The organism is Laedolimicola intestinihominis, assembly GCF_040096155.1.
Classification (GTDB): domain Bacteria; phylum Bacillota; class Clostridia; order Lachnospirales; family Lachnospiraceae; genus Laedolimicola; species Laedolimicola intestinihominis.
Map to the genome: position 1 here is coordinate 196,653 of NZ_JBBMFE010000004.1, position 23,602 is coordinate 220,254.

Annotated in this window: 26 protein-coding genes and 1 tRNA gene; 3 read left to right on the forward strand and 24 right to left on the reverse strand. The window is 50.7% G+C overall.

Going from position 1 to position 23,602, the window contains the following annotated elements; all coding sequences use genetic code 11:
- Nucleotides 1-53 precede the first annotated feature (53 nt).
- On the reverse strand, nt 54-1,109 hold the full coding sequence (locus tag WMO29_RS06675) for an SH3 domain-containing protein (RefSeq protein WP_349164271.1): 1,056 nt from the start codon (nt 1,107-1,109) through the stop codon (nt 54-56).
- 117 nt (nt 1,110-1,226) lie between these two features.
- Complete coding sequence (locus tag WMO29_RS06680) at nt 1,227-2,117, reverse strand: DUF5688 family protein (RefSeq protein ID WP_349164272.1); 891 nt, start codon at nt 2,115-2,117, stop codon at nt 1,227-1,229.
- Between the two features lie 231 nt (nt 2,118-2,348).
- Between WMO29_RS06680 and WMO29_RS06685 the strand changes: the two genes are divergently transcribed.
- A tRNA-Arg gene (locus WMO29_RS06685) sits at nt 2,349-2,421 on the forward strand.
- 162 nt (nt 2,422-2,583) lie between these two features.
- Here WMO29_RS06685 and efp read toward each other — a convergent pair.
- The 4 genes from efp to nrdR all read right to left on the reverse strand — a co-directional run bounded on the left by efp (nt 2,584) and on the right by nrdR (nt 5,324).
- Nucleotides 2,584-3,141 (reverse strand): elongation factor P, encoded by a 558-nt coding sequence (gene efp / locus WMO29_RS06690; RefSeq protein WP_349164273.1) that lies wholly within the window; start codon nt 3,139-3,141, stop codon nt 2,584-2,586.
- 136 nt (nt 3,142-3,277) lie between these two features.
- A complete protein-coding gene (locus tag WMO29_RS06695; RefSeq protein WP_349164274.1) occupies nt 3,278-4,351 on the reverse strand; it encodes a M24 family metallopeptidase in 1,074 nt (357 codons plus the stop codon).
- Nucleotides 4,348-4,851 (reverse strand): YqeG family HAD IIIA-type phosphatase, encoded by a 504-nt coding sequence (locus tag WMO29_RS06700; RefSeq protein ID WP_349164275.1) that lies wholly within the window; start codon nt 4,849-4,851, stop codon nt 4,348-4,350. Before WMO29_RS06700 ends, WMO29_RS06695 begins: the two co-directional genes overlap by 4 nt.
- 20 nt (nt 4,852-4,871) lie before the next feature.
- Nucleotides 4,872-5,324, reverse strand: coding sequence for a transcriptional regulator NrdR (gene nrdR / locus WMO29_RS06705; protein WP_349164277.1), 453 nt, complete (start codon nt 5,322-5,324; stop codon nt 4,872-4,874).
- 172 nt (nt 5,325-5,496) lie between these two features.
- On the opposite strand from nrdR, the gene WMO29_RS06710 reads away from it, so the two are divergent.
- Entirely contained in the window at nt 5,497-5,748 is a 252-nt protein-coding gene (locus WMO29_RS06710) for a PRC-barrel domain-containing protein (RefSeq protein ID WP_158362143.1), read from the forward strand.
- A 91-nt stretch (nt 5,749-5,839) separates the two neighbouring features.
- Here WMO29_RS06710 and WMO29_RS06715 read toward each other — a convergent pair whose 3' ends face one another.
- The 13 genes from WMO29_RS06715 to WMO29_RS06775 form a co-directional block, all read right to left on the reverse strand.
- Nucleotides 5,840-7,618, reverse strand: a complete 1,779-nt coding sequence (locus WMO29_RS06715; RefSeq protein WP_349164278.1) for a M56 family metallopeptidase — start codon at nt 7,616-7,618, stop codon at nt 5,840-5,842.
- Nucleotides 7,615-7,992, reverse strand: coding sequence for a BlaI/MecI/CopY family transcriptional regulator (locus WMO29_RS06720; protein WP_158362140.1), 378 nt, complete (start codon nt 7,990-7,992; stop codon nt 7,615-7,617). The genes WMO29_RS06715 and WMO29_RS06720 overlap by 4 nt, the downstream gene beginning before the upstream one ends.
- Before the next feature lie 189 nt (nt 7,993-8,181).
- The gene (locus WMO29_RS06725; RefSeq protein WP_349164279.1) at nt 8,182-8,691 is read right to left on the reverse strand and encodes a CarD family transcriptional regulator; all 510 of its coding nucleotides are present in this window, start codon (nt 8,689-8,691) and stop codon (nt 8,182-8,184) included.
- Between the two features lie 309 nt (nt 8,692-9,000).
- The gene (gene dagF / locus WMO29_RS06730) at nt 9,001-9,735 is read right to left on the reverse strand and encodes a 2-dehydro-3-deoxy-phosphogluconate aldolase (protein WP_349164280.1); all 735 of its coding nucleotides are present in this window, start codon (nt 9,733-9,735) and stop codon (nt 9,001-9,003) included.
- A gap of 2 nt (nt 9,736-9,737) precedes the next feature.
- On the reverse strand, nt 9,738-10,844 hold the full coding sequence (locus tag WMO29_RS06735) for a DgaE family pyridoxal phosphate-dependent ammonia lyase (protein WP_349164281.1): 1,107 nt from the start codon (nt 10,842-10,844) through the stop codon (nt 9,738-9,740).
- A 125-nt stretch (nt 10,845-10,969) separates the two neighbouring features.
- A complete protein-coding gene (locus tag WMO29_RS06740; RefSeq protein WP_349164282.1) occupies nt 10,970-11,623 on the reverse strand; it encodes a DUF4310 family protein in 654 nt (217 codons plus the stop codon).
- 18 nt (nt 11,624-11,641) lie between these two features.
- Nucleotides 11,642-12,352: a DUF4311 domain-containing protein gene (locus WMO29_RS06745; RefSeq protein WP_349164283.1), complete on the reverse strand. Its 711-nt coding sequence runs from the start codon at nt 12,350-12,352 to the stop codon at nt 11,642-11,644.
- A gap of 1 nt (nt 12,353) precedes the next feature.
- Entirely contained in the window at nt 12,354-12,689 is a 336-nt protein-coding gene (locus tag WMO29_RS06750) for a DUF4312 family protein (protein WP_158362132.1), read from the reverse strand.
- 2 nt (nt 12,690-12,691) lie between these two features.
- On the reverse strand, nt 12,692-13,057 hold the full coding sequence (locus WMO29_RS06755) for an SFCGS family glycine-rich protein (RefSeq protein ID WP_158362130.1): 366 nt from the start codon (nt 13,055-13,057) through the stop codon (nt 12,692-12,694).
- Nucleotides 13,058-13,084: 27 nt separating this feature from the next.
- The gene (locus WMO29_RS06760; RefSeq protein WP_349164284.1) at nt 13,085-13,450 is read right to left on the reverse strand and encodes a PRD domain-containing protein; all 366 of its coding nucleotides are present in this window, start codon (nt 13,448-13,450) and stop codon (nt 13,085-13,087) included.
- Nucleotides 13,416-14,555 (reverse strand): amidohydrolase/deacetylase family metallohydrolase, encoded by a 1,140-nt coding sequence (locus tag WMO29_RS06765; RefSeq protein ID WP_349164285.1) that lies wholly within the window; start codon nt 14,553-14,555, stop codon nt 13,416-13,418. Before WMO29_RS06765 ends, WMO29_RS06760 begins: the two co-directional genes overlap by 35 nt.
- A gap of 2 nt (nt 14,556-14,557) precedes the next feature.
- Complete coding sequence (locus tag WMO29_RS06770) at nt 14,558-16,465, reverse strand: PRD domain-containing protein (protein WP_349164286.1); 1,908 nt, start codon at nt 16,463-16,465, stop codon at nt 14,558-14,560.
- Nucleotide 16,466: 1 nt separating this feature from the next.
- Nucleotides 16,467-17,345, reverse strand: a complete 879-nt coding sequence (locus WMO29_RS06775; protein ID WP_349164287.1) for an HAD family hydrolase — start codon at nt 17,343-17,345, stop codon at nt 16,467-16,469.
- Between the two features lie 205 nt (nt 17,346-17,550).
- Between WMO29_RS06775 and sigG the strand changes: the two genes are divergently transcribed.
- Complete coding sequence (sigG, locus tag WMO29_RS06780) at nt 17,551-18,330, forward strand: RNA polymerase sporulation sigma factor SigG (protein WP_349164288.1); 780 nt, start codon at nt 17,551-17,553, stop codon at nt 18,328-18,330.
- A 1-nt stretch (nt 18,331) separates the two neighbouring features.
- On the opposite strand, the gene sigE is transcribed toward sigG, so the two are convergent.
- From sigE to WMO29_RS06805, 5 genes are all read right to left on the reverse strand, one after another.
- Nucleotides 18,332-19,072, reverse strand: a complete 741-nt coding sequence (sigE, locus tag WMO29_RS06785) for an RNA polymerase sporulation sigma factor SigE (RefSeq protein ID WP_349164289.1) — start codon at nt 19,070-19,072, stop codon at nt 18,332-18,334.
- Nucleotides 19,020-19,910 carry a sigma-E processing peptidase SpoIIGA gene (locus tag WMO29_RS06790; RefSeq protein ID WP_349164290.1) on the reverse strand — a complete coding sequence of 297 codons (891 nt, stop codon included), beginning with the start codon at nt 19,908-19,910 and terminating at the stop codon, nt 19,020-19,022. Before WMO29_RS06790 ends, sigE begins: the two co-directional genes overlap by 53 nt.
- 367 nt (nt 19,911-20,277) lie before the next feature.
- Nucleotides 20,278-21,426 (reverse strand): PP-loop family protein, encoded by a 1,149-nt coding sequence (locus WMO29_RS06795; protein WP_178038615.1) that lies wholly within the window; start codon nt 21,424-21,426, stop codon nt 20,278-20,280.
- 69 nt (nt 21,427-21,495) lie between these two features.
- Nucleotides 21,496-22,665, reverse strand: a complete 1,170-nt coding sequence (ftsZ, locus tag WMO29_RS06800; protein ID WP_178038614.1) for a cell division protein FtsZ — start codon at nt 22,663-22,665, stop codon at nt 21,496-21,498.
- 163 nt (nt 22,666-22,828) lie between these two features.
- Complete coding sequence (locus WMO29_RS06805; RefSeq protein WP_349164291.1) at nt 22,829-23,593, reverse strand: cell division protein FtsQ/DivIB; 765 nt, start codon at nt 23,591-23,593, stop codon at nt 22,829-22,831.
- Nucleotides 23,594-23,602 lie beyond the last annotated feature (9 nt).

Genomic DNA, 23,602 nt, shown 5'->3' on the forward strand with positions numbered 1-23,602 from the left:
GCTCATAGAATGTGGAGATTTTTAAAAAATATACGTTTGTCTTGCGGCTTTGCTTACTCCAGGTACTCAGTCATGCAGTAGCACTCTTTGCCGTTATAGCTGATCTTGCTCCAGCCGTTATCATAACTCTCGATCTGTGTAACGCTTTCTCCCTGATATGCAGTACCCAGATATTCCGCGTCGGTGCTTGCGTCCGCACGGAGACGTACGCTCTCCTTGAACCGGGTCGCACGGTTCTGGGCGGTCGCGCTGCCTGTATCCTCAGCCGGTGCCTCTTCCTGAGCCGGTTCTTCCTGAACCTCCTCCTGGTTTTCCTCGGCAGGCTGCTCTTCCGCATTCTCCTCCGGCGCCGCTTCTTCGGTATTCTCCTCAGCTGCTGTGGAATCCTGCGCAATCTTCAGATAACGTTCCTCCTGCTTCGCAAGATTCTCGTCTGCTGCCTTGGCTTCCTCGTACTTGGTCTTAACCTCCTCACGGAGCGCCATTACATCGTCCTCCTGAGCTGCCTTTTCCACATACGCGTTCAGCTCATCGCTGGCCTCGCCGTTGAAAACAACCAGATTACCCTCGTCGTTGGTGTAGACATACAGCGGGGAAAGTCCCGGCGCCGGGGTATCGATCTGTGCGAACTTCAGCTCGTAATATACAAATACCAGATAGGAACCATCCTCCAGGCCCTTCTTGGTGTAACAGGAGATATTCTGATAGCCTTCTACCAGATCCTTGGAACGAAGGATACGGTTCTGCTCCTCCTCGCTGATCTGATCCTCTACGGACGCCAGACCATCCACATCGCCTGCGGACATGTAATCATAATACTTCTGCACCAGGTCATTGACCTCCGGGTACGCGTCCTGCTCCAGCTGATTCGCTTCTTCCAGGGCTGTTTTCTCCGCCGCCTCTGTATCCTGCACTGCGCTGGTCATCACGGTTCCTCCCTCAGCAGCGTTTTCCGTCTTCTTACTGCTACTGCTGCTGATGACGCTGGCTCCTGCGGCAATCACGAGACAGGCTGCGATACAGCCTACGGCCACCTGACGCTTATGCTCGTTTACCCAGGCGCTGAAGTTCTCCTTGTCAAAAAGTTCTTTTATATTATCAAATTTCATAGTTGCCTCCAAGCAGTTTTCACTTTGTAACATTTTCGTAACAAATCGATTGTAACAAACTTGAGCCAAAAAGGCAACCGTAAATTGTGATAAATTTGTGAAATTGTGTAACGCTTTTCAAAAATCAATCATTTCCAGGCGTCTTGTCTCTTCCGAATAGAGATAAACCGTATCCGACAGTACTTCTGTACTGCGCACCTGGGTCCGGTTCATTTCCTGCACCAGGGCGCACAGCTCCCGGCTGTCGCCCACTGCGGAAGCCGGAATCAGAATCACTTCGTGGACGCTGCTGGGAATCAGATAATAGCTTTCCTCCAGCCGCCGGAAGCATTCTCCCAGGACTCCGTCGTAGAGCAGGCAGGCCGCCCCAAAGGATTTCCGGCTATTGGTCAGCACATACATGGGGACGCCTGCGTATTCCGGCTCCTGCTTTCCTTCCGACAGCTCGTAAATCATATCCTCCATGCTGACCAGTCTCTTTGGCAGCAGTTTTTCCGTATTCTCCTTCGCCGCCTCATAGAGCCAGGATGTATTTTTGCCCCAGAGCTCCAGATGGCTGTTACGAATCAACACTGTGGCATGTCCCACAGGCGTATCCGTCAGCAGGCTGTAGAATATCACTGCCAAATCGAGAAAGGGCAGATGGGGAATCTCCTGTAAAAGCTCCCGGTTTTTCTCATAATTGATGAGCCGATAGGCCACCGTGGGCCGCACCCGTTCCGGTTCCCGGAAGAAATCCACGTCAAAATGCTCCTCAAAGTCCGAATCTTCACAGCATTCCAGAATCTGATCACAGATCCCCCGAAGGGATCTACCGTCCAGATACTCCCTGTAATAGGAATCCAGATAAATCATGGGCGCTACCCGTTTCCCCTCTTTGCGTACTGAGAGTCCGTCCATGATGATTCCATTGTTTTTCTCCAGTGGAATCAGCTGCAGTCTGGTTCCGCCGGGCAGAGATTCACGAAGGAAGCCTGTCACGGAACCCACAAATTCCTGATAGTTCATAATATTTTCCTTTCTTAACTGCGTTTCGTATGCTTCTCTTTCGTGTTTTTATCTTTTTTTCGTTCCCGGGGAAGGATGCAGCGATTCGCTGCCGATTTTGAAGATGCCCTCATTATACTGGAAGCTTTTTCCTTTTGCAAGAGTTTTATGAAAATTTAACTTTTGGAACTTTTTTCATTTTTTACTTGCGTCAGCGAAAGATTTGTTGTAATATAGATTGGTAGCTGATATGCATCTGTAGCTCAGTGGATAGAGCACTGGCCTCCGACGCCAGGTGCCGCTAGTTCGAATCTAGTCAGATGCACTTCATTATACGTTTTCCGCGCCGCTGTCCTTCGGGATAGCGGCGCGGTTTTTTGCTCTATAGGACATACCCTATCGAATAGAATCCCAGACATAAAGAGGAGTCCCGCGTTCCGCGAAACTCCTCTTTTTATATGAACTGACTTTATTACAATCTAATAACTTAGACTCTGGACAGATACTCGCCTGTACGGGTATCGATCTTGATCTTGTCGCCCTGCTCTACGAACAGCGGTACGTATACAACTGCGCCTGTCTCTACAGTAGCCGGCTTGGTTGCGCCTGTAGCTGTGTCGCCCTTGAAGCCCGGCTCGGTCTCGGTGATCTCCAGCTCTACGAAGAGAGGCGGCTCAACCGCAAATACGTTGCCATTGTAGGAACATACCTTCACCATCTCGTTCTCTTTTACGAACTTCAGAGAATCTCCGATATCATCCTTGTTCAGAGCGATCTGATCGTAGTTCTCGGTGTTCATGAAGTTGTACAGGTCTCCGTCGCTGTACAGATACTGCATCTCTACACGGTCGATTCTTGCTGCCGGGAACTTCTCGGTCGGACGGAAGGTCTTCTCAACCACGCCGCCGTTGATGATGTTCTTCAGCTTTGTTCTTACGAAAGCTGCGCCCTTACCCGGCTTTACATGCTGGAACTCCATGATCTGATATACGTTGCCTTCAATCTCAAGTGTAACGCCGTTTCTAAAATCTCCTGCTGAAATCATTCTTAAACTTCCTCCTAATGTCTTAAGCGCAGCCTTCTGCGCATGAAAATTGAACTTGTAACTGCTCGCACACAATTACCTAAATTGTATTCTATAATAAAACTTCGGCTTTTTCAAGCCTTTTTCTGCGCGCAGCCTATATTTCTATCAATTCCTTCGGCGAATGAGTCAAATTGCGGACGCCATTCTCTGTGAGAACCACCATATCCTCGATGCGGACGCCCCCAAAATCCGGGATGTAGATACCGGGCTCCACGGTCTCAACCATGCCCGCCTGCAGCACATGTCCGTCCTTGGGCGACAGGGCCGGCTTCTCATGAATCTCCAGTCCCACGGAATGCCCCAGGGAATGACCAAAATACTGCCCGTAGCCCGCCTTCTCTATGACGTCCCTGGCCAGCCTGTCGCCCTCGGCGCAGGTCATGCCCGGGCGCAGACCTTTTAATGCAGTCAACTGTGCCTTCAGCACCACGTTGTAGACCTCTTTTTGTCGCTCGCTTGCTTTTCCAATGACCACGGTACGGGTCATATCTGAACAATAACCATGATATTTACAACCGAAATCCATGGTCACAAAGTCGCCTGCTTCCAGCTTTTTCTCTGAAGGGACCGCATGGGGCATGGCGGAATGGTAACCGGACGCCACGATGGTATCGAAGCTGGTTCCCTCTGCTCCGTGGCTTCGCATATAATATTCCAGTTTCGCTGCGATTTCCAATTCCGTAACGCCTGCTTTCAGTTCACCCAGAATATAGGAAAATGCCGCGTCGCCGATGCTCTCTGCCTTCTCCATCCACTGCAGTTCCTGCTCATTTTTCATCACCCGAAGCTCCGACAGGCTGTCTCCCAGCATCACCCAGTGCTCCGGTCCAAAACCCGATTTCTTCCAGAGGCTGTTCCAGGTACCGTAAAGCATGGCATTTTCCTCAAAGCCCAGGCGCTCCACACCGTCTTCCCGAAGAAGCTCGCCGAGCATCACGCCATAGCTCCGCTCCCGGCTCATGGTCCAAACCGCGCAGTCCTTCCCTTCCTCTTCCGCCTGCAGGGTATAGCGGCTGTCCGTCAGAATCACTTTCCGCTCCGGAGTCAGGTACAGATAACTCTCCGTGCCCGCAAAGCCGCTGAGATAGCGGATATTGGCTGGAGAGGACACAAGCGCCGCGTCCACCTTTTTTTCCTTTAAAAGCTCCGATATCTTCTCTGCTGTCATTTCTTTGCTTCCCTTCTTTTATAGAAAAACAGCACAATCTTTTCCAGATAGCGCTTCAACACAATCTGAATCTCCTCATGGGGATCGATGGGTTTTGTGAGAATCGAGTACATGCCCGTCCGGTTGGCCCCCCATACATCGGTGAAAAGCTGGTCGCCGACAAACAATGTATTGGTCTTATCTGTACCCATGCGGAGCATGCCCTCCTCGTAGCCCCTCCGGCTTGGCTTGTCCGCTTTGTATACAAAGGGCGTCTCCATGGCGTCCGCGAAAGGACGCACCCGGGGTTCCTTGTTATTGGAAATGAGACAGGTGGCAAAGCCCATCTCGTGAAGCCGCTGAAAGAGCTCCACGCTCTGTGCGGTAGCGGGAGCTCCATGAGGTACCAGGGTATTGTCCACATCAAACAGGATGCCGCGGAAGCCCCTGCGATACAGACCTTCAAAATCAATTCCATAGGTGGAATCTACATATTCTTTCGGGTAAAATGCCTGAAACAAAATCATTTCTCCTAACTCATTTACTTATCTAACATCTTTTTCAGCTCGCTTAAGAAGGTATTTACATCCTTAAACTCCCTGTATACAGAGGCAAAGCGCACGTAGGCCACGGAATCCAGATCCTTTAAGCGATCCATGACCATCTCGCCGATGACAGAGCTTGGAATCTCCCGCTCCTCCCGGTTGAAAATATCACTCTCGATGCCGTCTATCATGGCATTGATGTTCTTTAAGGGCACCGGCCGCTTGTGGCAGGCTCTTAAGATACCGTCCTCAATCTTACTTCTGTCATAATGCTCCCGGTTGTTATCCTTCTTTATTACCATGACCGGAATCGTCTCGATCTTCTCATAGGTGGTAAACCGCTTGCCGCATGCGTCGCAGAGACGGCGGCGGCGGATTGAGCTGTTGTCGTCTGCCGGTCTTGAATCAATCACGCGTGTATTTTCCTGACTGCAAAATGGGCACTTCATTCCATTATCCTCCGGTTTTTTGATGGTTCCAGTATAGTACATCTTCTGGTTTTATGTCAATCATTGTCATAGGAAATGATAAGAAATCGCCGGAAAAAGATTTTTAAGCTTCTGCACATCTCCGTTTCTATTGCATAAAATAATTTAAGAAACTTTCTTCCGGGAGCATCTCATGACCTTCTGCGAACTGCGTGAAAAAGATGTGATTAATATCCATGACTGCAAGCGCCTGGGCTGTGTATCCGATCTGGTCTTTGATCCAAAAAACGGCTGTATCCTGGCGTTACTTACCACCACCAGCGAAAAGCTCTGGGGCTTCCTGGGGAAAGAAAATGAGTGTGAGATTCCCTGGTGTAAGATCCGGCAAATCGGGCCGGACATTATATTGGTTGATATAGATGAAAAGCTGCATAGACAGCCATAAAGAATGGCCGCAAAAAGGAACTGTATCCAAGTTCTATTCCAGTTCCTTTTGTACGCTTTCGCTATTCATTTTCACATTGGCTATTTTCTCTTTACCCCATGGGAATCTCCTTCGGCACCCAGATCCGGCTGCCCTCGTCGATGCCCGGCTGGGTCATCCGCACCCGGATGGTTCCGTCTGGGAACTCATAATTTACCCACACATCGCCGCCATCCGCGTCTTCCGTCTTCCCTATGCCGCCGGACACGTGCAGAGTCGTCTCCAGTGCCTTCACCGGTGTGGAAAATGCTTCCCCATAATAGGACTCTGCCACATCGTTCTTCACCAGATAGGAAGCGAAGCTGGAATCCAGATCTGCCGTTTCGTCCATGGGCTTCAGATAATCCGGCTGCCACATCCGGTAAGCCTCCTCAAATTCTGCAGCACTGGTGATATCATCGTAATATTTCGTTTTCCAGGCCGTCACACGGTAGGTATCTCCGTTCTTTTCCAGTGTAATATAATCCTTCCAGGACCACCACAAAGGATCGCTGGTCATGGACGGATAGGTAATCTCCGCATCTGCGCTGCCGTCTCCAATGCTCAGGCTGATGGTCGGGCCGTCTGCCGGAAATGGGCTGGATACGCCCATGGTCTTGGTCCCGTCTTCCAGCACCTGGATACCCAGGTCGTCACTGTGCTGCAGCACCGGACTTAACAATTCCCAGACGGTATCCGCGTCCCGATTGCCTGCCGCTTCCGCGAAGGTTTTTACCACCTCGTATATTTTTTCCTCATCACCACCCAGCTTCAAATTTTCACCGGATACAAAGGAAGCCGTATCATCTCCACCGCTCAGTTTTCCGGCCAGAAAAATGGAGGTAGGACCGTCCGCGCCGCCGATGATATCCTCGTCGAAAGTCGAAGCCGGATTGGACAGGCAAAACCAGGCTGCGCCCGCCACCAGCGCCACGGCCGCCGCCGCGATTCCCGCTCTGGTCTTTTTATACCGGAGAATATTCTTAATCCGGCTCTTCACGGAATTCTCTCCAAATGCCACCGACGTACCAGTCAGAAACGCGCCCGGTGCGGAAAGCTTCAGCAAGAAGGTACTGTAACGCTTCTTTTCCTCTGTCCCCAACTGTTCCAGCACCTGTTCATCGCAGGCCATCTCCATATCCCGGGCCAGCAGTATAAAGGCCAGCCACAGCAGGGGATTGAACCAGTGTACCACACATACCAGCCAGGCCAACAATTTTACCCGGGAATCCTGATGCCGCTTATGGGTCTTCTCATGCGTCAGTACCAGAATCCGTTCTTCTGATGTAAGTCCTGCCGGGAGATAAATCCGCGGCCGGAAAAAGCCCATCAGGAAGGCAGAGCCTATCCAATCTGACTCATAGACGCCCTCTTCCAGCTTCACTGCCAGAGCAGTCTTCCTGCGCAGCCGCAGCCAGGAAAACAGACCGTAAAGCAACACCACTGTCACGCCGCCCAGCCAGATTCCAAACAGGATATTTTCCAATATAACCTCTGCTCCTGCCTCCGTTACCGTCGCCGCATTTACAGCCGCAGCGCCCTTTCCATCGCTCAGTGCGCTTCCTATGCGCTCCAGCACTGCTGTTATCCTTGCGCTCTGGTATCCGGCCAGAGTAAAGGTCATTCTGCCACCTGTCGAGTGAAAGCCCGGCACTCCATTCAGAATCCGGTAAAGACTGAAAGGCGACTGAAATGAAACCGAACACACCGCCCGGAAGAAGACCGGCAGCCACAAAAACGTCAGATATCGCTTGGGCAGCCGCGCCAGAAGCACCCGCACCGCCAGAACCAGCAGAACCGCCAGTGAAGCAGCCAGAGTCAGATTCCCTAATACCGTCATAAAGTCCGTCATCTCATATCCTCCCCGTCTTCCTGATAAGTGTCAATCAGCTGCTTCAGTTCCTCAGCCTCTTTCCGGCTGAGCTTCTTCTCTCCCAGGAATGCTGCCACAAAGCCCGGCAGAGAATGGTCAAACCATTTTTCCACCACAGCCTGGCTCTCGTAACGCTGCACAGTCTCCTTCTTTACCAGGGCTGTCACAGCCCCATTCTCATTTTTCAGAATTTTCCGTTCTACCAGCTTTCGAAGCACTGTGTAAGTGGTCGATTTCTTCCAGCCCAGTCTCGGCAGGCATTCCTTGTAAAGTTCTGTGGAGCTTAAGGGCTCCTTTTCCCATACAATCTCCAGCAGACGGTATTCCGCGTCGTATAACTTTAAATCTTCCATTGAGATTTTGCACCTCCATATCTTTTCCATGTTATATAGTCTATCACTTTAAACCGGTTTATCTAATTAAACCTTACCATAAACAGCTGCACCTGTCAATCTGCCAATTCTTAAGTTTTTCTTTCTTTTCCGGATCTGAAAAGGACGAAAAACCTTTCCGGCTTTTCGTCCCACTACCATATCCGCTATCTATACCTCCAACAGCTCGATTTTCTGCCCGATATACTGTCGCACATCGTCCTTCTCCATTCCCAGCACGACAGCCAGCTCCGCATACAGATGCTCCTCCGCCGTATGGAAATACCGATCGTCCACCGTAGTGGCACGCTTGCCTTCCGCCTCACGCTTCCGGCTCCGGAGATAGGAGGTCTTGATAATCCGGATCCATTCCCCCGGCTTACCGCTTTTGATGGCTTCTTTGTAAAGGCGCTCCCGTTCCTTATCGTCTGTCTCCGTCAGTTCCTCAATCTCCGGAATCCGCTCCACCAGCGCTTCCGCCTCTGCCTTATTCATGACGGCCCGCATGGCGATTTTACTGTTGTCCACCGGTGTGAAAATGGTGTTGCCCTTCTGAAAGCAGGGGCGAAGCACATAGTAAAGCTTCTCCCCGGAGGCTCCCTTCATCTTCATTCCCGTAATCTCTTCCACCAGACACACGCCTGTCGTTCCATATACAATATAGCCGCCTTTTTCAAACATGAGAAACCTCCCTCTTATCATCAGTCGTTCTACCTTTCACACAAAAAAACCGCGCGCAGTCAGCGAAACGGTTTATTAGCTACTATATTTTAATATTACCAGAATATTTTCTGTTTTTCTAATGTTTTTTCGTCTGTTTTCTGTTTTTCGTGATTTTGCATGATACACACGGATCCGTTTTTGTGCGTTTTTTCCATACTTTTGCGGCTCGGGGACGTGAAAAAGGCAGGTCGGCCTTGCAGCCTCCTGCCCTTTTCTTCTGTCCCGTATGTAAAGTCTTGTTATGGAAATATGATAGAACTATCTTTTTTATACCAGCTCTTTCACGATGGCCAGCAGCTTCTTCACATCCTCAATGCGGGTGTTGCCGGTAGCCTTGTCGATAATAGAGGAGTATACGTGCGGAATCACCTTCTCTACGCCGGCGTTCAGAACGATCTCCATGATCTCGCGGAAGTTATCCAGGTCAATACCGCCGGTCGGCTCCATGATGAAGTGGTTTCTTGCACAAGCCTCAGCTACAGCCTTCATCTCATCCTTGCACTTCAGTCCGCCCATGGGGAAGTACTTGATGGAGTTTCCGCCCATCTCCTTGATCATGGCGATAGCGGTATCTACCGGAACGATAGCCGGCTCTGCGCACTCCTTGGACAGCGGGCCTGTGGAAATCTTCACGTAGCCAACCTTGCCGCAGGGAGCGCACATGGAGTTCAGATGAATCTCATCCGTTCCCAGGTTCGCTCTGGTCCAGCCTACAGCGCAGAATGCCTGGTTGAAATGATTTGCCTTTACTTCCTTTGCGATCTCAGCTACTGCTCTCCACTGCGCCGGGTTTCCGCCGCCCAGACCTACGGAAAGGTTGCCCTCCAGCACGTCCATGTACTTCTTCATATCTTCTACTGCGCTCGGTACATCCGGATAATTTGCGGACAGAACGCCTACAGCCACATACTTCTCAGCTGCCTCGTAGATCTCCTTTGCGTTCTCCAGGCTGCCGCCCAGTACGTTTAAGCATACTCTGCCATTATAATAATTTAATCCCATTTTTATGCCTCCATAATCTCTTTCAGTTTCGCAACAATCAGTTCCTTGTCACCCTCCACCAATGGTCTCGGGTCAAAATCCAGACTTCCCAGGCTCATGAACTCGGTACGGCAGCGGATGGTCGGGGTACCGGCCTTCAGCTTGCCCTCCAGCTCTGTGGCGGTCATGCCGGCCTTCTCCGGGTCAACGAATACACGCGCACGGAAAATCGCCCGTCCGGCCTCGTCCTGAATCTTCTGTGCCTTCAGGTTCGGGATCTGGTTGATCTCGTCCACCAGCCAGTCCACAATCTTGACATTCTTTTCTACTTCAGCTTTCTTGTCCTTGTTCTCATACTGCTCCAGAGCTGCCAGCAGTCCCATGATGGCCTCTTTTCCCACCTTCATGGCACGTCCTACACCGTGATACTGCTTCTTAATATAGGAAATGAGCTCTTTCTTACCGGTGACAAAGCCGGATGTAGTTGCTTCCAGAGCCTTGGCACCGCTGTAGCATACCAGGTCAGCGCCCATGGCGATGTACTTGCGGAAATCCTCTTCTGCGGCCGCGTCTACCATCAGCGGCAGATTGTGACGATGGGCAATGTCGATCATGGTCGGCAGATCCAGCATACCCTTCTGTACGCAGTGATGGCTCTTTACATAGAGCAGCGCAACCGTCTTCTCATTGATTAACTCTTCCACATCTTCTACAACTACTTCCGTCGCGCAGCCTGCCTCCACGGGCACGCCGCCGCCCAGACGCAGCATGGTCTCGATGGGCGCGTTAAAATTGATGACATGACCCTTCTGAAGAATAATCTCATTGGCCAGTCCGGTGGAATCCGGCAGACGATCCATGATTGTCTTCTTTCCCTTGGAAATCATTCCTGCTACAGAAAGGGCAATGGCCGCGGACGCGCATACGGTGGGGCAGCTGTCCTCTCCGCCTGTATACTGAGAAATAATTTCTCCGGCTTTGTCAAGTAAATCTTCTACTACTACATAAGACTGTCCGCCCGCTACGGCTGCCTTGGCCACCTTGTCGCTGATGGTGGAGACGCCCAGCACCGTCACGCGGCCGCTGGCGTTGATCACGCGCGGAAGTCCGATTTCTTCATAAACTGTCATTTTTCTCTCCTCCCGAATCTGCGACGTTTTTCTTTTCCGCCCCAGTTCGGATTTCATTTCGCACTTTCTGTCAAGTTTAAATCCAGGCGCAGGAGCTTTTTGCTCCTGCACCCATATGTTTTTTATTAATGAATAAAGATACCGCCCAGAATCATAGCGCCCAGGATGGCACCACCGGTCATCTCCTTGCCCCACTTATAGAAGATAGCGGAACCAATAATCGCTCCCAGACCTGCGTATACATTGTAGCTGGTAGCTGCCAGTACGATAAGCGGAGCCAGGTAACGTCCTGTGGCATTTCCTGCGCCCATCATAACGGAGGTTCCGCCTACTGCTACGCCCTCCGGCATCAGCTTACGAACCAGCATAACGATTCCGCCAATCACCAGACCGATGACAGCTCCTGTAATCAGCGCGGTAAAGAAGTTGGTGAACGGCAGCTTCCATCCCATGGAAAGGAACAGAGCCGGCAGACCGATACCTACGCCGGTCTGCAGGGAACCGCCGATATCCATCAGACCTACCAGGGGGCCTTCCAGAATACGCGCAATCAGGAAGCCTGCCGCAAATGCAGCCGCTGCTGCGTAATCGCCTGTGTCAATACCGTCTCTCAGCATAGCTACGATTGAAATATCATTGAATGCGCCTGTACCGAAACTGATATACATATAAGTTCCTGCAAAAATTGCCGCGGCGGCTCCAATTACCAGAAGGATAAAGGTGCTGTCCTTCATCAGAAACTCATCCATTTTCTGACCAAATGTTCTCTTGTCTTCCATCTTTCTCTTCCTCCCTAATTAAAACTTGCCAAAGAAGCCTCTGAAGTATGCAATGGCAACGAACAGAATTACAACGATGGCGATCAGAATCTGAACAACCTTGCTCTTGTAACCGTTCTCCTCAGCAGACTTACCGATCAGGATACCAAGTACAACACCGGGAGTCGCGTTACCGGTAATCAGCGCGGATACGCCGCCCAGAACAGTACCCCACATACCTGTGGTCTTACCGGCATCCATTGCTGCCAGCCAGAAGATTGCAGGCATGACCGGGTTAATCAGCCAGGTAGTAGCCGGTCCAAGTACCTCGGAAGCGATCAGGGAAAGCTTCTCCGGGATGATGCTTGCCATGGTGTTCAGGAAGATAACGACCAGAGCGCCTACCACAGAACCAGCCATCATCATCTTGCGCGGATTCTGAACAGTCTCTTCTACCTTGTTGTTTTTAACAAGCAGGGCAGCGGCACTCCAGTTCGGCACAATACGATGCATAACATCCTGTGTCAGGGAACCTGCTGCTACTGCGGAAGCTGCAGCTGAGAAGAAAAATCCCAGACCAAAGGAAAAGTGTGCAATCGGGTCGCCGTTGCAGGCATTCAGCTCACCTAAGGTACGGAATGCACCCATGGACTGAACCTCCGGTGCATGGAACATACGGGCCGCACCCGCTGCGATGCATCCGCCACCGATGATACCGATGATTGCGGAATAAATGATAATCTGTAACATGTTAAAAATCCTCCTTCGTGATTTTAAGATATTTCACTCTTACCACAATCCTCGCGGTAATGGTAAAAGTCATCTTTTCTCTCGGCATGAAAAGAAACATAAAACGCTCGGTCTCTTTCTGAACCTGTACCTCATCGAAGTACACTTCTTTTGCTTCCATCTGAACGATGGGATAGGATATCTCCTGGAAAATCTGCTTACGCATCAGCTGAAACAGATTGCCTACCGCATTTTCCAGGGAGCCGCCGGTCATGGTGAGGATCATCTCATGATCCATCTCCTCCAAAAGCTGTTTTCCATTAAAGGTATCGATTCGTTCTGCATTCTTTCCAAACATTTTTACTCTTCTCCGTGTACTTCACGCCATGCCTGTACGACACGCTCACCCAGTTCCTCTGTGTCCATAAAACCAAGTCCGACTGCCTGGCAGCCTTCCTTCACTGCTGTGCATGCAGCCTCTACGGAACGAAGAGAGTATTTTGCCTTGTAGCCGTACTTGTTCTGAGCTGTCAGAGCGCCTGCTCCGCCGCTTCCGCAGAAGCTGATACCCAGATCCGCGTTGTTTTCCTTCATCACGTCGCCAAGCTTCATATCTGCTGCCATGCCCGGGATTACAATCGCCTTACCTCCGGCCTTCTCTACGCCTCTTGCTACCGCCTGACCTTTGCCCATGCGGTGGCCGATTACAACTAATACTTCTTTCATCGAGTGTTTCCTCCTTCTCCTGTTTCTTTATTGAACGGCTGACGCCGATGCAATCGCCATCTCCATGTGGGTTCCCACAAGGAATACTTCACTTTTGTCAATGGGCACGCCATGGGCCTCGAAAAGCGGGTCTACAATCATGTGGGCATATTTCCATGCCTCTTCGGATACCTCGTTCATCATTTCCTCCTCAATCGGATCCACGAAATGTCCCGTATAAATACGCTTGATCAGCGCCACCAGGTGGTTGCTGAGCATAGCGTCGGCGTCATCGCTTAAGGTAAGCGGCAGATTTTTGATTCTCTCCTTTGCCGCTTCGTACTCCCGGATAGTTCTCTCGCGATGCTCCGCATCAATTTCATTCATTTCCAATGCTTTTTCTAAATACTTCACTTTGCTCTCCCTTACTGTAAATGGTTTTTCTTACTGTAATTTTATTCTTGAGGATGATGGTATCGCCGATGGAATCCGCAATTTCCTCCTCGCAGGCGTCCAGGGTCAGAAGATTCAGATCTGCCGTGCAGCCCTCCCTTAATTCTCCAAGACCCTCAAGGCCATAATGCTTTGCCGGTACGTAGGTTACCTTATGTACCACCTGATCCAGGCTCTCGCCGCAGTTGATGAGCTTGCTCATAACGCTGGCGATATTGTATACCGGTCCGTTGTAGTTCTCTACATGCAGATCTGTGGAGATCATATCACAGTCAAAATTGTCAAGCAGCGCCTGCTTGTATACACGGAGGCTGAAGCTTGCCACGCCGTGTCCCACGTCGAAACGCACGCCTCTGGCTCTGGCGTCCTTCGCCTCCTGAATGATTTCGCCCTCTTCGGTCAGGATGCCGCCCTTCTTACCATGGTAAGCATGGGTGATGATATCGCCCTCGTCCACCAGCTTCAGTACATCCGTCAGCGCGGGCGGATAATTGCCCACATGAATCATCAGCGGCTTCTCAATCTCATGGGCGATCCGGGCAGCCTCCGCGATGGGGGTAAGCCCCATCTCTCCCACAACGCTCTGGCTGGCTCTGGCCTTCAGGCCTACGATGTTGTCGCTGTACTTTTCTGCTGTGGCCTTTACCTTTGCCTCGTCCAGCTTGTCCATGCTGTCCAGTTCATGGCCGCGGATCAGTCCCTCTTTGGATACATTTAACAGGGTAAATACCTTGGTCTTTGCCTTATCAATGTAATTGGCACGGAAGTCCTCATAGTTGTCGGCTCCGCTGCTTCCCGCGTCCAGAATAGCGGTGGCGCCCCGCTCCAGGCCCAGCACATCCGGGTCAAGACCCAAAAATGCCTTCGGATAGCAGTGCGTATGGATATCAATGAAGCCCGGCGTCACGATGCAGCCCTCTGCATCCATGACTTCCTCTGCATCCACATCCAGCTTATCGCCGATTTTCTCAATTTTTCCGTTTTTCACGAAAATATCTTTTTTGTCTCTCCGATAGCCGTTTGCAGGTGCAAGCAGCTGTCCGTTTTTGATTAACAGGCTCTTCATGTCTATTCCTCCTCTATGATATACAGAAAGAACGCGGTTCTCTCTGAAATGGGTATCCTTACCTGCAGCGTATTTTCCGCCATTTCGAAGAATTTTTCCATAATCAGGAACACATCCGGGTATTCCTTTTTCACCCGGTAATACTCCTGGTTAAATTCGCCGGTGGGATCCTCTGTGACCTCCCCGGACAGCCAGCGCTTCACGGCCATGCTCATATGAATCACCAGACCCAGCATGGCGTCCCGGCTCATGCGAATCTGAGGCGGAAGCTTGGCCACATATTCCAGAAGCGCCAGAATCAGATTACTCATGGTTCCAGCCGCCTCGGCCAGATTTTCACCGGAATTCTTCTGGCTCAGCTGCGCCGATACCGTAATATCCGGTTTGGCCTGGAACGACGCCTCATTCTTCTGCTTCATCGGAATGTCGTCCACCAGCTTTCCATATTTCAGGAAGTCCTGGATTCTCTGAATATCCTCCGCCAGCAGCACACCGGAAATCTTCACTACCGGCACCACGCTGTTCTCCAACGGAATCGTGGAAATGGCAAAATCCACGCCCTTCAGATCACTGGCCTTTAAAAGCTGATAGGGGGAAACCTGTCCCACCACATTCAGCATCGGGAATACATGCTTGATACGGAGCGTCAGGAAATGGGACAGGCCCTTACCGGTGGCGCAGACCACCATGACATTTTTCCGTTCGCTCTCCGCCTGGATTCCATTTTTATATAAGTAAACTGCCAGATAGCAGATTTCCATCACGCCGAGCTTCTGCCCGATCTCGTCCTCGATAATTTCCGCAAGCTTCTCTGCCAGCTGGAAATAGGAATAATAGTATTCCTGAATCTCCTGGAGCACATAGGCATTCTCTTCTTCCTGCCGGTCTGATCCACTCATGGTCAGGTAATTTTTCAGGTGCTCCTCCAAGTCCCGCCGGAGGCTCTGAAGCTCGAAGCTTTCTCGCTCTTCCCCGTTTTCCAGATAAGACATGATCCGTCTCATGATGCGTTTCAGAATCTCGTCCTTGACCCGATAGCCCTCGGTGCTGATTCCATAATCACGCAGAACTTCCTGAAGCCACGAAAGCTCCCGGGCTGTCTCCCTGGTCTTCTCCTCCGCCGAGAGCTCCCGCAGAAGTTCGGACGCGTAGGCCTCCTGCTCTTCCGGCTTTTCTCCAGTGCTTTCCAGCACCGGGAGGCGCACATGCCGCGCGATGCAGTAGCTCATCAGATTCAGGTAAGCGGTATTGGAAATCCAGATATTATACTTTCCGTTGACCTGCCGGATACTGCGACTGATATCCCGGATATTTTGGATACTGATTTTGCTTTTCAGCTCTTCAGGCAGAAGCAGGAACCAGTCGTCCGCCGTATAGCTGCCCTGGAACCGGGCCGCCAGAAGCTCCACGGCCTTTTTCCGGAGTGTCAGCTCGTCACCCTTCAGGCGGTAACCCTGGGCCTTTCGGATCTCCAGGATAAAGCTGTTGCCGAAATATTCCTCCAGCCGTCCAAGTCCCCGGGTCAGCGTGGACTTGGAAGCCAGATACACCTCGGCCAGCTTCTCGGCTGTCACATAGCCCTTCTGCACAAACAAGTAAAAGAAGAGGCTTGTGAACCGCTTTTCTTCCTCATCGTCCACGAAGCTGTTTTTCCCTCCGCTGTCCCACTGTACCAGCAGTGCCGAGCATTCCGGCTTCTGGGCTGCCGGGATGAAATAGCCCTTCTTCGTCAGGTATCCGATCTCAATTCCGTATTCCTGGCAGATGCGTTTCAAATCCTGTATGTCATAGCGGATGGTCCGCTCGCTTTTTTGCAGCTTTTCTTTTAATAGATTGATATCCAGCGGCACGCCGGATGTCATCAGCAGTCTGAAAATCTCAATCTGTCTCGGTTTCGGCGTATCTTTCATGTCATATAACTCCGTATTTCTCAAGCGCTGCCGCGATTCCGTCTTCGTTGTTGGTTGCTGTCACATCAAAAGCATGCTCCTTCACGTAATCCGCCGCATTGCCAACAGCGATCCCGTATTTTACTGTGCGGAACATATCTACGTCATTCTCGCCATCGCCAAAGGCCATGACCTCTTCAGGCCGGATCCCCGCCGCCTCCATCAGGCGCTTCAGGGTCTGTCCCTTGGTGATCCCCTTCGGGGAAATCTCGATGAGCCTGGGGCCTGTCCGCACGAATTCATATTGTCCGGTAAATTCTTTTTCAAAGAACTGATATAACTCGTGAATCCGGCCCTCCCGGTCTGTAGCGTTCATCTTATTGAGCTTCATCGGAAGTTCTTCCATTGTACAAATCTCAATCTGCCTCGGATAGCTGTTGATATTCTCCCCTATCCATCCCCATGCTCCTGCCACCAGCGGATAGTCGTCCGGATATCCTTTTTTCTGACGTTCCTGTTCTTTTAGAGGGCGCTGCCAGTCTGGAATCCAGTAGTAGACGCCGTCGTCCTCGTAACCCTGAATCTCCACTTCCCATTTCTGCAAAATGGGAAAGAGACGTTCGACATCCTTCTGTCCCAGATACGCTAGCTTATGCCGCCCTCCCGGAGTCATATCGTTGACAGTCAGCCCGTTATTCTCTATCAGGCAGCCTCCATACTCCCGAAGCATAAGCTCCTTTGCGTAAGGCATTTGGCGGACATAGCTCCTGCCGCTGGCCAGAATCAGTCGGATTCCTTTCTCCTGGCAGGCCATCAGGGCTTTCTTTGTCCGCTCGGTGATCTCATCTCTACTGTTCAGCAGCGTGCCATCCATATCTGTCACAATCCACTTTACATCCACTTAACCATCCCCTTACTTGCTGTTAGCATATCATACTTTGTTCTGTTTCTAGCCACTATTTCTTTGCAATTTTTTATGTATACATTGCAAAATTGAATCTGTTTTGTCAAGGCCTTATATTTTTTTTATTTCAGAAAATTGCGCATAGAAACCTATCTTTGGGAAATCTTGTGAATATCAAGGATTTACAGGAGGCATTTACCAGATGGCACTGAATAAAGTAGAAATATGCGGCGTAAATACAGCAAAGCTGCCGATTTTGAATCAGGATGAAAAGGATGCTCTGTGGGAACGGATTACAGCGGGCGACGCAACCGCCCGGGAGCTTTATATCAAGGGCAATCTCCGGCTGGTTTTGAGCGTTATCAAGCGGTTTTCAGGAAGTTCGGAAAATGCGGACGACCTGTTCCAGATCGGGTGTATCGGTCTCATGAAAGCCATCGACAATTTTGACAACACCCTGGGTGTCAAATTTTCCACTTATGCAGTCCCCATGATCGCCGGGGAAATCCGCCGTTATCTCCGGGATAACAACAGTATCCGGGTCAGCCGTTCCTTACGGGATACGGCCTACAAGGCTATTTACGCCAGGGAAAATCTGACCCGCCAGTATGCCAGGGAACCATGCTTAAGCGAAATCGCCACGGAAATCGGCATTCCGGACGAGGAAATCGTCTTTGCCCTGGACGCTATCCAGAGCCCGGTCAGCCTCTATGAGCCGGTCTACACCGAGGGTGGCGATACTCTCTATGTGATGGACCAGATCAGTGATAAAAAAAACAGGGAAGAGCTCTGGATTGAAGAACTCTCCCTGAATGAGGCCATGAAAAAGCTGTCAGACCGCGAACATTATATCATTGAGCTCCGTTTCTTCCAGGGTAAGACTCAGATGGAAGTTGCCGATGAAATCGGCATTTCCCAGGCCCAGGTCAGCCGTCTGGAGAAAAACGCGCTGAAATGTATGCAGAATTATCTGGCGCAATAATTTATTCGTATTTCATGATTTCTTTTTTCAGGCGGCGGATAATTTTCTTTTCCAGTCTGGAAATATAGGACTGTGAGATTCCCAGGAGATCCGCCACCTCCTTCTGGGTCATCTCCTCGCCATGAGGATTTTTCAGTCCAAAACGAAGCTCCACGATGGTGCGCTCCCGTTCAGACAGTGTCTGAATGGCCTTGTCAAGCAGTTTTCGCTCCATCTCTGTCTCGATATCACGGTAAATGACGTCCTCATCGGTTCCCAGAATATCAGACAGCAATAATTCGTTGCCATCCCAGTCCACATTCAGGGGCTCATCAATGGAAACCTCAAGGCGGGTCTTGTTGTTGCGGCGCAGATACATCAGGATCTCATTTTCAATACAGCGGGAGGCGTAGGTGGCCAGCTTGATATTTTTCCCTCTGTTGAAGGTGTTGATGGCTTTGATAAGTCCAATGGTTCCGATGGAAATCAGATCCTCCACGCCCACGCCGGTGTTGTCGAATTTTTTCGCGATATAGACCACCAGGCGCAGGTTGTGCTCAATCAGAAGGGAGCGGGCTTCACCGCCCTCCTCCGTGCCAAGACGCGCAATGGCCCGGGCCTCATCCTCCGCATTTAAGGGCGCCGGAAGCACCTCCGCGCCGCCGATATAGTGAATTTCATTTTTCCTTCCCACAAACAGGGTGGAAAAATTAGGGATCAGCTTTAACTGAACCTGATTTGGAATCGCTACTTTGATAAGCATACTTGTTCTTTCCTCCCACTCTCATTTCCGCATTCTCTGCGCTATATGGCTCCAACAGGGCCGGATGCAGAATCATGCTGTAATTTTCTGTCGAAGAAAGTGGTTCTTTGGTAATGCCAAGCAAAGGCTTTTCCGTGTGGATACACACGCCGTCCGGTCCTGTAAGCTCCAGTTCATCTGCGTAAAAGGCCGGAAGGAAACCGTTTTTCCGGCCTACGCTGTGATAAGGAACCGGATAAAAAACCATCTCCTTTTCCCCAAGAAGCGCCGCCTTCAGATCTGCTGTGATGATGCTCACAGGCTTTCCGAAGACCGGATCCCGAAGACTGTTGCCCGTGTCCAGGAGCGCCCGGACGGTGCAGGTGTTTTCCCGGTACCGGATAGTGACGGAATATACGCATCGTTCCTGTTCTTGCTGCCGAAATATAAGCCTGGCAGTCAGCTTCAGCAGCTCGTAGCTTACCAGTGTAAAGAACAGAAACGGATATACCGGAAAGGCAAATGCACTTCGAAGCCATCCGAAGATGCCTCCCAGCAGGAAGCCGTTCAGGTACAGCAGAAACAATGCTTTGCCCAACAGGCCTTGCTGATTTTTCGGAAGACTTACGCAGATCATTCCGACCGCCGCCGCTCCATACAGGATTAGTTTTCCGGCCAGACTGTTCTGTCCTCCTGCCAGGTAGACAAGACAAACCGTCAGACTTCCGACTCCTGCTGCAAGAAGTCTCCTGAATGCCGGAATCCTGATTTTCAGCATCTGTCCCGTCACCGTCAGCAACAGATAATCCGTCAGCAGATTTTGCAGGAAAAACGCGTCTATGTACAGCGTGTAGTACACGGCCCACCTTCTTTCTGTTCTCCATTATAGGGAAGGTGGGGCGCGGAATTTGTAACTATGTGGGGGATGGGGGATAGATTTATCTTACTTATTTCGACAATAATAAACGGACGAAGATAGAGAAATTCCTCATGTAAAATTCCTATCGTCTTTCAATAAGCAGAAGATAGAAATATCCCCTCTCACCTGGTTTAGCTTGTTTTCCACAGCTTTTGTTTGCGCTGGCAGCGCCTGAAGGAGCCACTGTTTGAGGCCCGTAGGGCCGAGTTTGGCGGTCAGGCGCGAATAAGCCGCGCGAACGAAAGCAGGAAAACCATGCGTTCCAGGTGAGAGGGGATATTTCTATCTTCGTACGTATTAAATTTTTCTAACGCTCATTGTAATCGTCTAAGAAGTTATACACTTCATCATCCTTGTGATATCCGATGACCGTCCGTAGGTTAATATTGTGGACGCTCTGGAAGATATTGGACTCGATGACGTCGCTGGTGGCACGGAACTGCTTCATCAGGTCCTTCATCTCGTCGCGCTTGGAGCCCCGCTCGCCGCCGCAGGTGGCGCAGTTCTCAGTGAAACGGCAGGCGCACTGGATGAAATGGAGCTTGTGATAGTCGCGCCATGCTTTGATGTCCTCTTCCTTGATCTTGTACATGGGGCGGATCAGCTCCATACCCTCGAAATTCTTGCTATGAAGCTTGGGCATCATAGTCTCGATCTTGCCGCTGTAGAGCATCCCCATCAGGATGGTCTCGACCACATCATCAAAATGATGTCCCAGAGCGATCTTATTACAGCCCAGGGCCTTGGCCTCGGCGTACAGGTTACCCCGGCGCATGCGGGCACAGAGGTAACAGGGATTGCGGTCCACACCGGCCACGATGTCGAAGATCTCGCTCTCGAAGACGGTAAGCGGAATGCCCAGTACCTTGGCGTTGTCCTGAATGATTTTCCAGTTATCCGCATTGTAGCCCGGGTTCATCACCAGGAATACCAGTTCGAAGGGATATTTGCCGTGGCGCTGCAGTTCCTGCATGAGCTTGGCCATCAGCATGGAATCCTTTCCGCCGGAGATGCAGACCGCAATCTTGTCTCCAGGCTGAATCAGATCGTAATCCGTGATAGCCTGGGTGAATTTGCGCCATATAGGTTTCCGGAATTTTTTAATAATGCTGCGCTCGATTTCCGCCGTTTTCTCTTTGCGGGCGTCCTCTTCCTGCACAAAACTGGCCAGCTGCATACGCAAATAGGCGCGGTAACCGCCTTCCACGTTCCAGGCGTCGTAGCCGTTCTGCTCCAGATAGTCCACATACTCCATGCTGCGCTCACCGGTATGACAGAGCAGATACACCGGTTTGTCCTTGGGAATCTCTTCCTTGCGCTCCGGGATCTCCTTCATGGGCATGCTGATCGCTCCGTCGAAGGTTCCTCTCCGGTATTCGTCCGCCGGACGCACATCCAGAACTGTTATAGTCTCGGGCTTTTGTTTCATCAATTCTTCTATGGTAATGGTATTCATCCTGTTCCTCCATTTAAAAAGCCGTGGAAGCAATCGCCACGGCTTTTTTGATTCTCATACGTTCTCGGTTTATTTATGTCTCTGCAGGAATTCCGGAACCTTCAATTCGTCCACCTGGACTCTGCTCTCCGGACGCTTCGGAATATTCAATCCCGGCAGGGGCTTGAATACCGGCGGCTCGGCGGAAGTCTGTGTGCCGGCGCTCTGGGCGGAAGCTTCAAAGCCTGTCTTCGCAGCTGTGGGCATCTTTCCAAAACTGCTGTTCTTCGGCAGAACCTTGGTGCTGCTGTTCTCATCCAGTCCGGTGGCAATGACGGTGATGGTAGCTTCATCGGTGTATGTATCGTCGTACATCGCACCAAAGATAATGTTGGCGTCATCACCTGCCAGCTCCTGTACATAGCTTGCGGCGTCGTTGGCATCCATCAGGGAGATATCTCCGGAAATATTGATAATAACATGGGAAGCGCCCACAATGGTCGTCTCCAAAAGCGGGCTGGCCACAGCCTGCTTTACTGCGTCCAGGGCCTTGTCATCGCCCTTACCGGAACCGATACCGATGTGTGCAATACCCTTGTCGGTCATAACCGTCTGTACATCCGCGAAGTCCAGATTAATCAGGGCCGGCAGGTTAATCAGGTCGGTAATTCCCTGTACCGCCTGCTGCAGAACCTCATCTGCCTTCTTCAGAGCATCCGGCATGGTTGTACGGCGATCCACAATCTCCAGCAGCTTGTCATTGGGGATCACAATCAGGGTATCCACGCTCTCTTTCAGCTTCTGAATACCTTCCAGCGCGTTCTTCATACGTACTTTATTCTCAAAACGGAACGGCTTCGTAACCACACCGACAGTCAGAATCCCCATATCCTTAGCCAGTCTGGCAATAACCGGCGCTCCGCCGGTACCGGTGCCGCCGCCCATTCCGCAGGTTACGAACACCATATCCGCACCCTGAATAGCTTCCTTAATCTCCTCGATGCTTTCTTCGGCAGCCTTCTCGCCGATCTCCGGCTTGGCTCCGGCACCCAGTCCCTTAGTCAGCTTCTCGCCGATCTGGATGGCCCGTTCCGCCTTGCAGAACTGCAGCGCCTGCTTGTCCGTATTGACTCCGATAAATTCTACTCCTGCAATCTGCTCATCTATCATGCGGTTCACCGCGTTATTGCCGGCGCCGCCGACTCCAATCACGATAATTCTGGCTGCGGATTCCGCATCGTTCATCATAATTTCAAGCAAAACCTTGCCCTCCTGTTTTCCCAATCTATTTTTATAAATCTAAGCCCGTAGGCAGAGAACTTCCAATTTTTCTCATACTATACATGATAACTTTTTTCCTAAAATTAATCAACCCTATTTATAACATTTCCAAAATTAATTTTTTCTATACGCGTTTTCTGCGTTACTCTGTCGAATCCGCTTTTTCGAAGCTGATAAATTTGGAATCCAGGGTATAATTTTCCATATGCAGGGTACCGGACAGAGACTCCAGATCGCTGTAAATATCATGCAGCCGTCCTATCTTATCTTCCAGATCATCGTTGCTTCCAAGAGCCACCTTCACGTTTCCGAAATACAGGGTCAACGCAAGGTCCTTCCCAAACTCAATTTTATCCGGGCTCAGCTCATATTTTTTCAGCAGCTGGGTGATATTCAGAATACGGCCGAAAATTTTGTCATTCTCCACAGCCAGCTTCTGATACATGGCCAGGGAACTGAAACGCACGCCGGAAATGCAGGGAATATCCTCCTTCACATCCGTGGAGCTTTCCACCACTACGCCGTCTTTGTCAAAATAGAAATTCGCCCCCATGTAAGTAACATAGCCGACAACACTCTTTTCATACACGCGGATTTTCACCTTTCCGGGTCCCTGAAGGCTCACCTCCAGTTTATCCACAAACGGAATTTCCTCTTTATTGAAATACTTATATTTCAGATAGAGATAAAGGGAATTCTCTGTATATCGATCCGTAATGATTCGATCCTGAATTTCCTGCGCGCTGTAAAAGCTGTTGCCGGTGATTTCCACGGTACGGATTTTGAACAGGCTGATGACGCCGACGGTGAGAAGCGCCAGCGTCATCAGTACCAGCAACGCTGTCAGCAGACCTTTTCCCCTTCGTTTTCTTGCTTTTATTTTTTCACGTTCCCGAAATTTTAACATGCTTTTCCT

Bases quoted from the DNA above. Each gene is read 5' to 3' on its own strand.
- WMO29_RS06675 (WP_349164271.1), bottom strand. From the start codon at position 1,109: ATGAAATTTGATAATATAAAAGAACTTTTTGACAAGGAGAACTTCAGC.
- WMO29_RS06680 (WP_349164272.1), bottom strand. From the start codon at position 2,117: ATGAACTATCAGGAATTTGTGGGTTCCGTGACAGGCTTCCTTCGTGAA.
- efp (WP_349164273.1), bottom strand. From the start codon at position 3,141: ATGATTTCAGCAGGAGATTTTAGAAACGGCGTTACACTTGAGATTGAA.
- WMO29_RS06695 (WP_349164274.1), bottom strand. From the start codon at position 4,351: ATGACAGCAGAGAAGATATCGGAGCTTTTAAAGGAAAAAAAGGTGGAC.
- nrdR (WP_349164277.1), bottom strand. From the start codon at position 5,324: ATGAAGTGCCCATTTTGCAGTCAGGAAAATACACGCGTGATTGATTCA.
- WMO29_RS06710 (WP_158362143.1), top strand. From the start codon at position 5,497: ATGACCTTCTGCGAACTGCGTGAAAAAGATGTGATTAATATCCATGAC.
- WMO29_RS06715 (WP_349164278.1), bottom strand. From the start codon at position 7,618: ATGACGGACTTTATGACGGTATTAGGGAATCTGACTCTGGCTGCTTCA.
- WMO29_RS06720 (WP_158362140.1), bottom strand. From the start codon at position 7,992: ATGGAAGATTTAAAGTTATACGACGCGGAATACCGTCTGCTGGAGATT.
- WMO29_RS06725 (WP_349164279.1), bottom strand. From the start codon at position 8,691: ATGTTTGAAAAAGGCGGCTATATTGTATATGGAACGACAGGCGTGTGT.
- dagF (WP_349164280.1), bottom strand. From the start codon at position 9,735: ATGGGATTAAATTATTATAATGGCAGAGTATGCTTAAACGTACTGGGC.
- WMO29_RS06735 (WP_349164281.1), bottom strand. From the start codon at position 10,844: ATGACAGTTTATGAAGAAATCGGACTTCCGCGCGTGATCAACGCCAGC.
- WMO29_RS06740 (WP_349164282.1), bottom strand. From the start codon at position 11,623: ATGGAAGACAAGAGAACATTTGGTCAGAAAATGGATGAGTTTCTGATG.
- WMO29_RS06745 (WP_349164283.1), bottom strand. From the start codon at position 12,352: ATGTTACAGATTATCATTTATTCCGCAATCATCGGTATCATCGGTGGC.
- WMO29_RS06750 (WP_158362132.1), bottom strand. From the start codon at position 12,689: ATGTTTGGAAAGAATGCAGAACGAATCGATACCTTTAATGGAAAACAG.
- WMO29_RS06755 (WP_158362130.1), bottom strand. From the start codon at position 13,057: ATGAAAGAAGTATTAGTTGTAATCGGCCACCGCATGGGCAAAGGTCAG.
- WMO29_RS06765 (WP_349164285.1), bottom strand. From the start codon at position 14,555: ATGAAGAGCCTGTTAATCAAAAACGGACAGCTGCTTGCACCTGCAAAC.
- WMO29_RS06770 (WP_349164286.1), bottom strand. From the start codon at position 16,465: ATGAAAGATACGCCGAAACCGAGACAGATTGAGATTTTCAGACTGCTG.
- sigG (WP_349164288.1), top strand. From the start codon at position 17,551: ATGGCACTGAATAAAGTAGAAATATGCGGCGTAAATACAGCAAAGCTG.
- sigE (WP_349164289.1), bottom strand. From the start codon at position 19,072: ATGCTTATCAAAGTAGCGATTCCAAATCAGGTTCAGTTAAAGCTGATC.
- WMO29_RS06795 (WP_178038615.1), bottom strand. From the start codon at position 21,426: ATGAATACCATTACCATAGAAGAATTGATGAAACAAAAGCCCGAGACT.
- WMO29_RS06805 (WP_349164291.1), bottom strand. From the start codon at position 23,593: ATGTTAAAATTTCGGGAACGTGAAAAAATAAAAGCAAGAAAACGAAGG.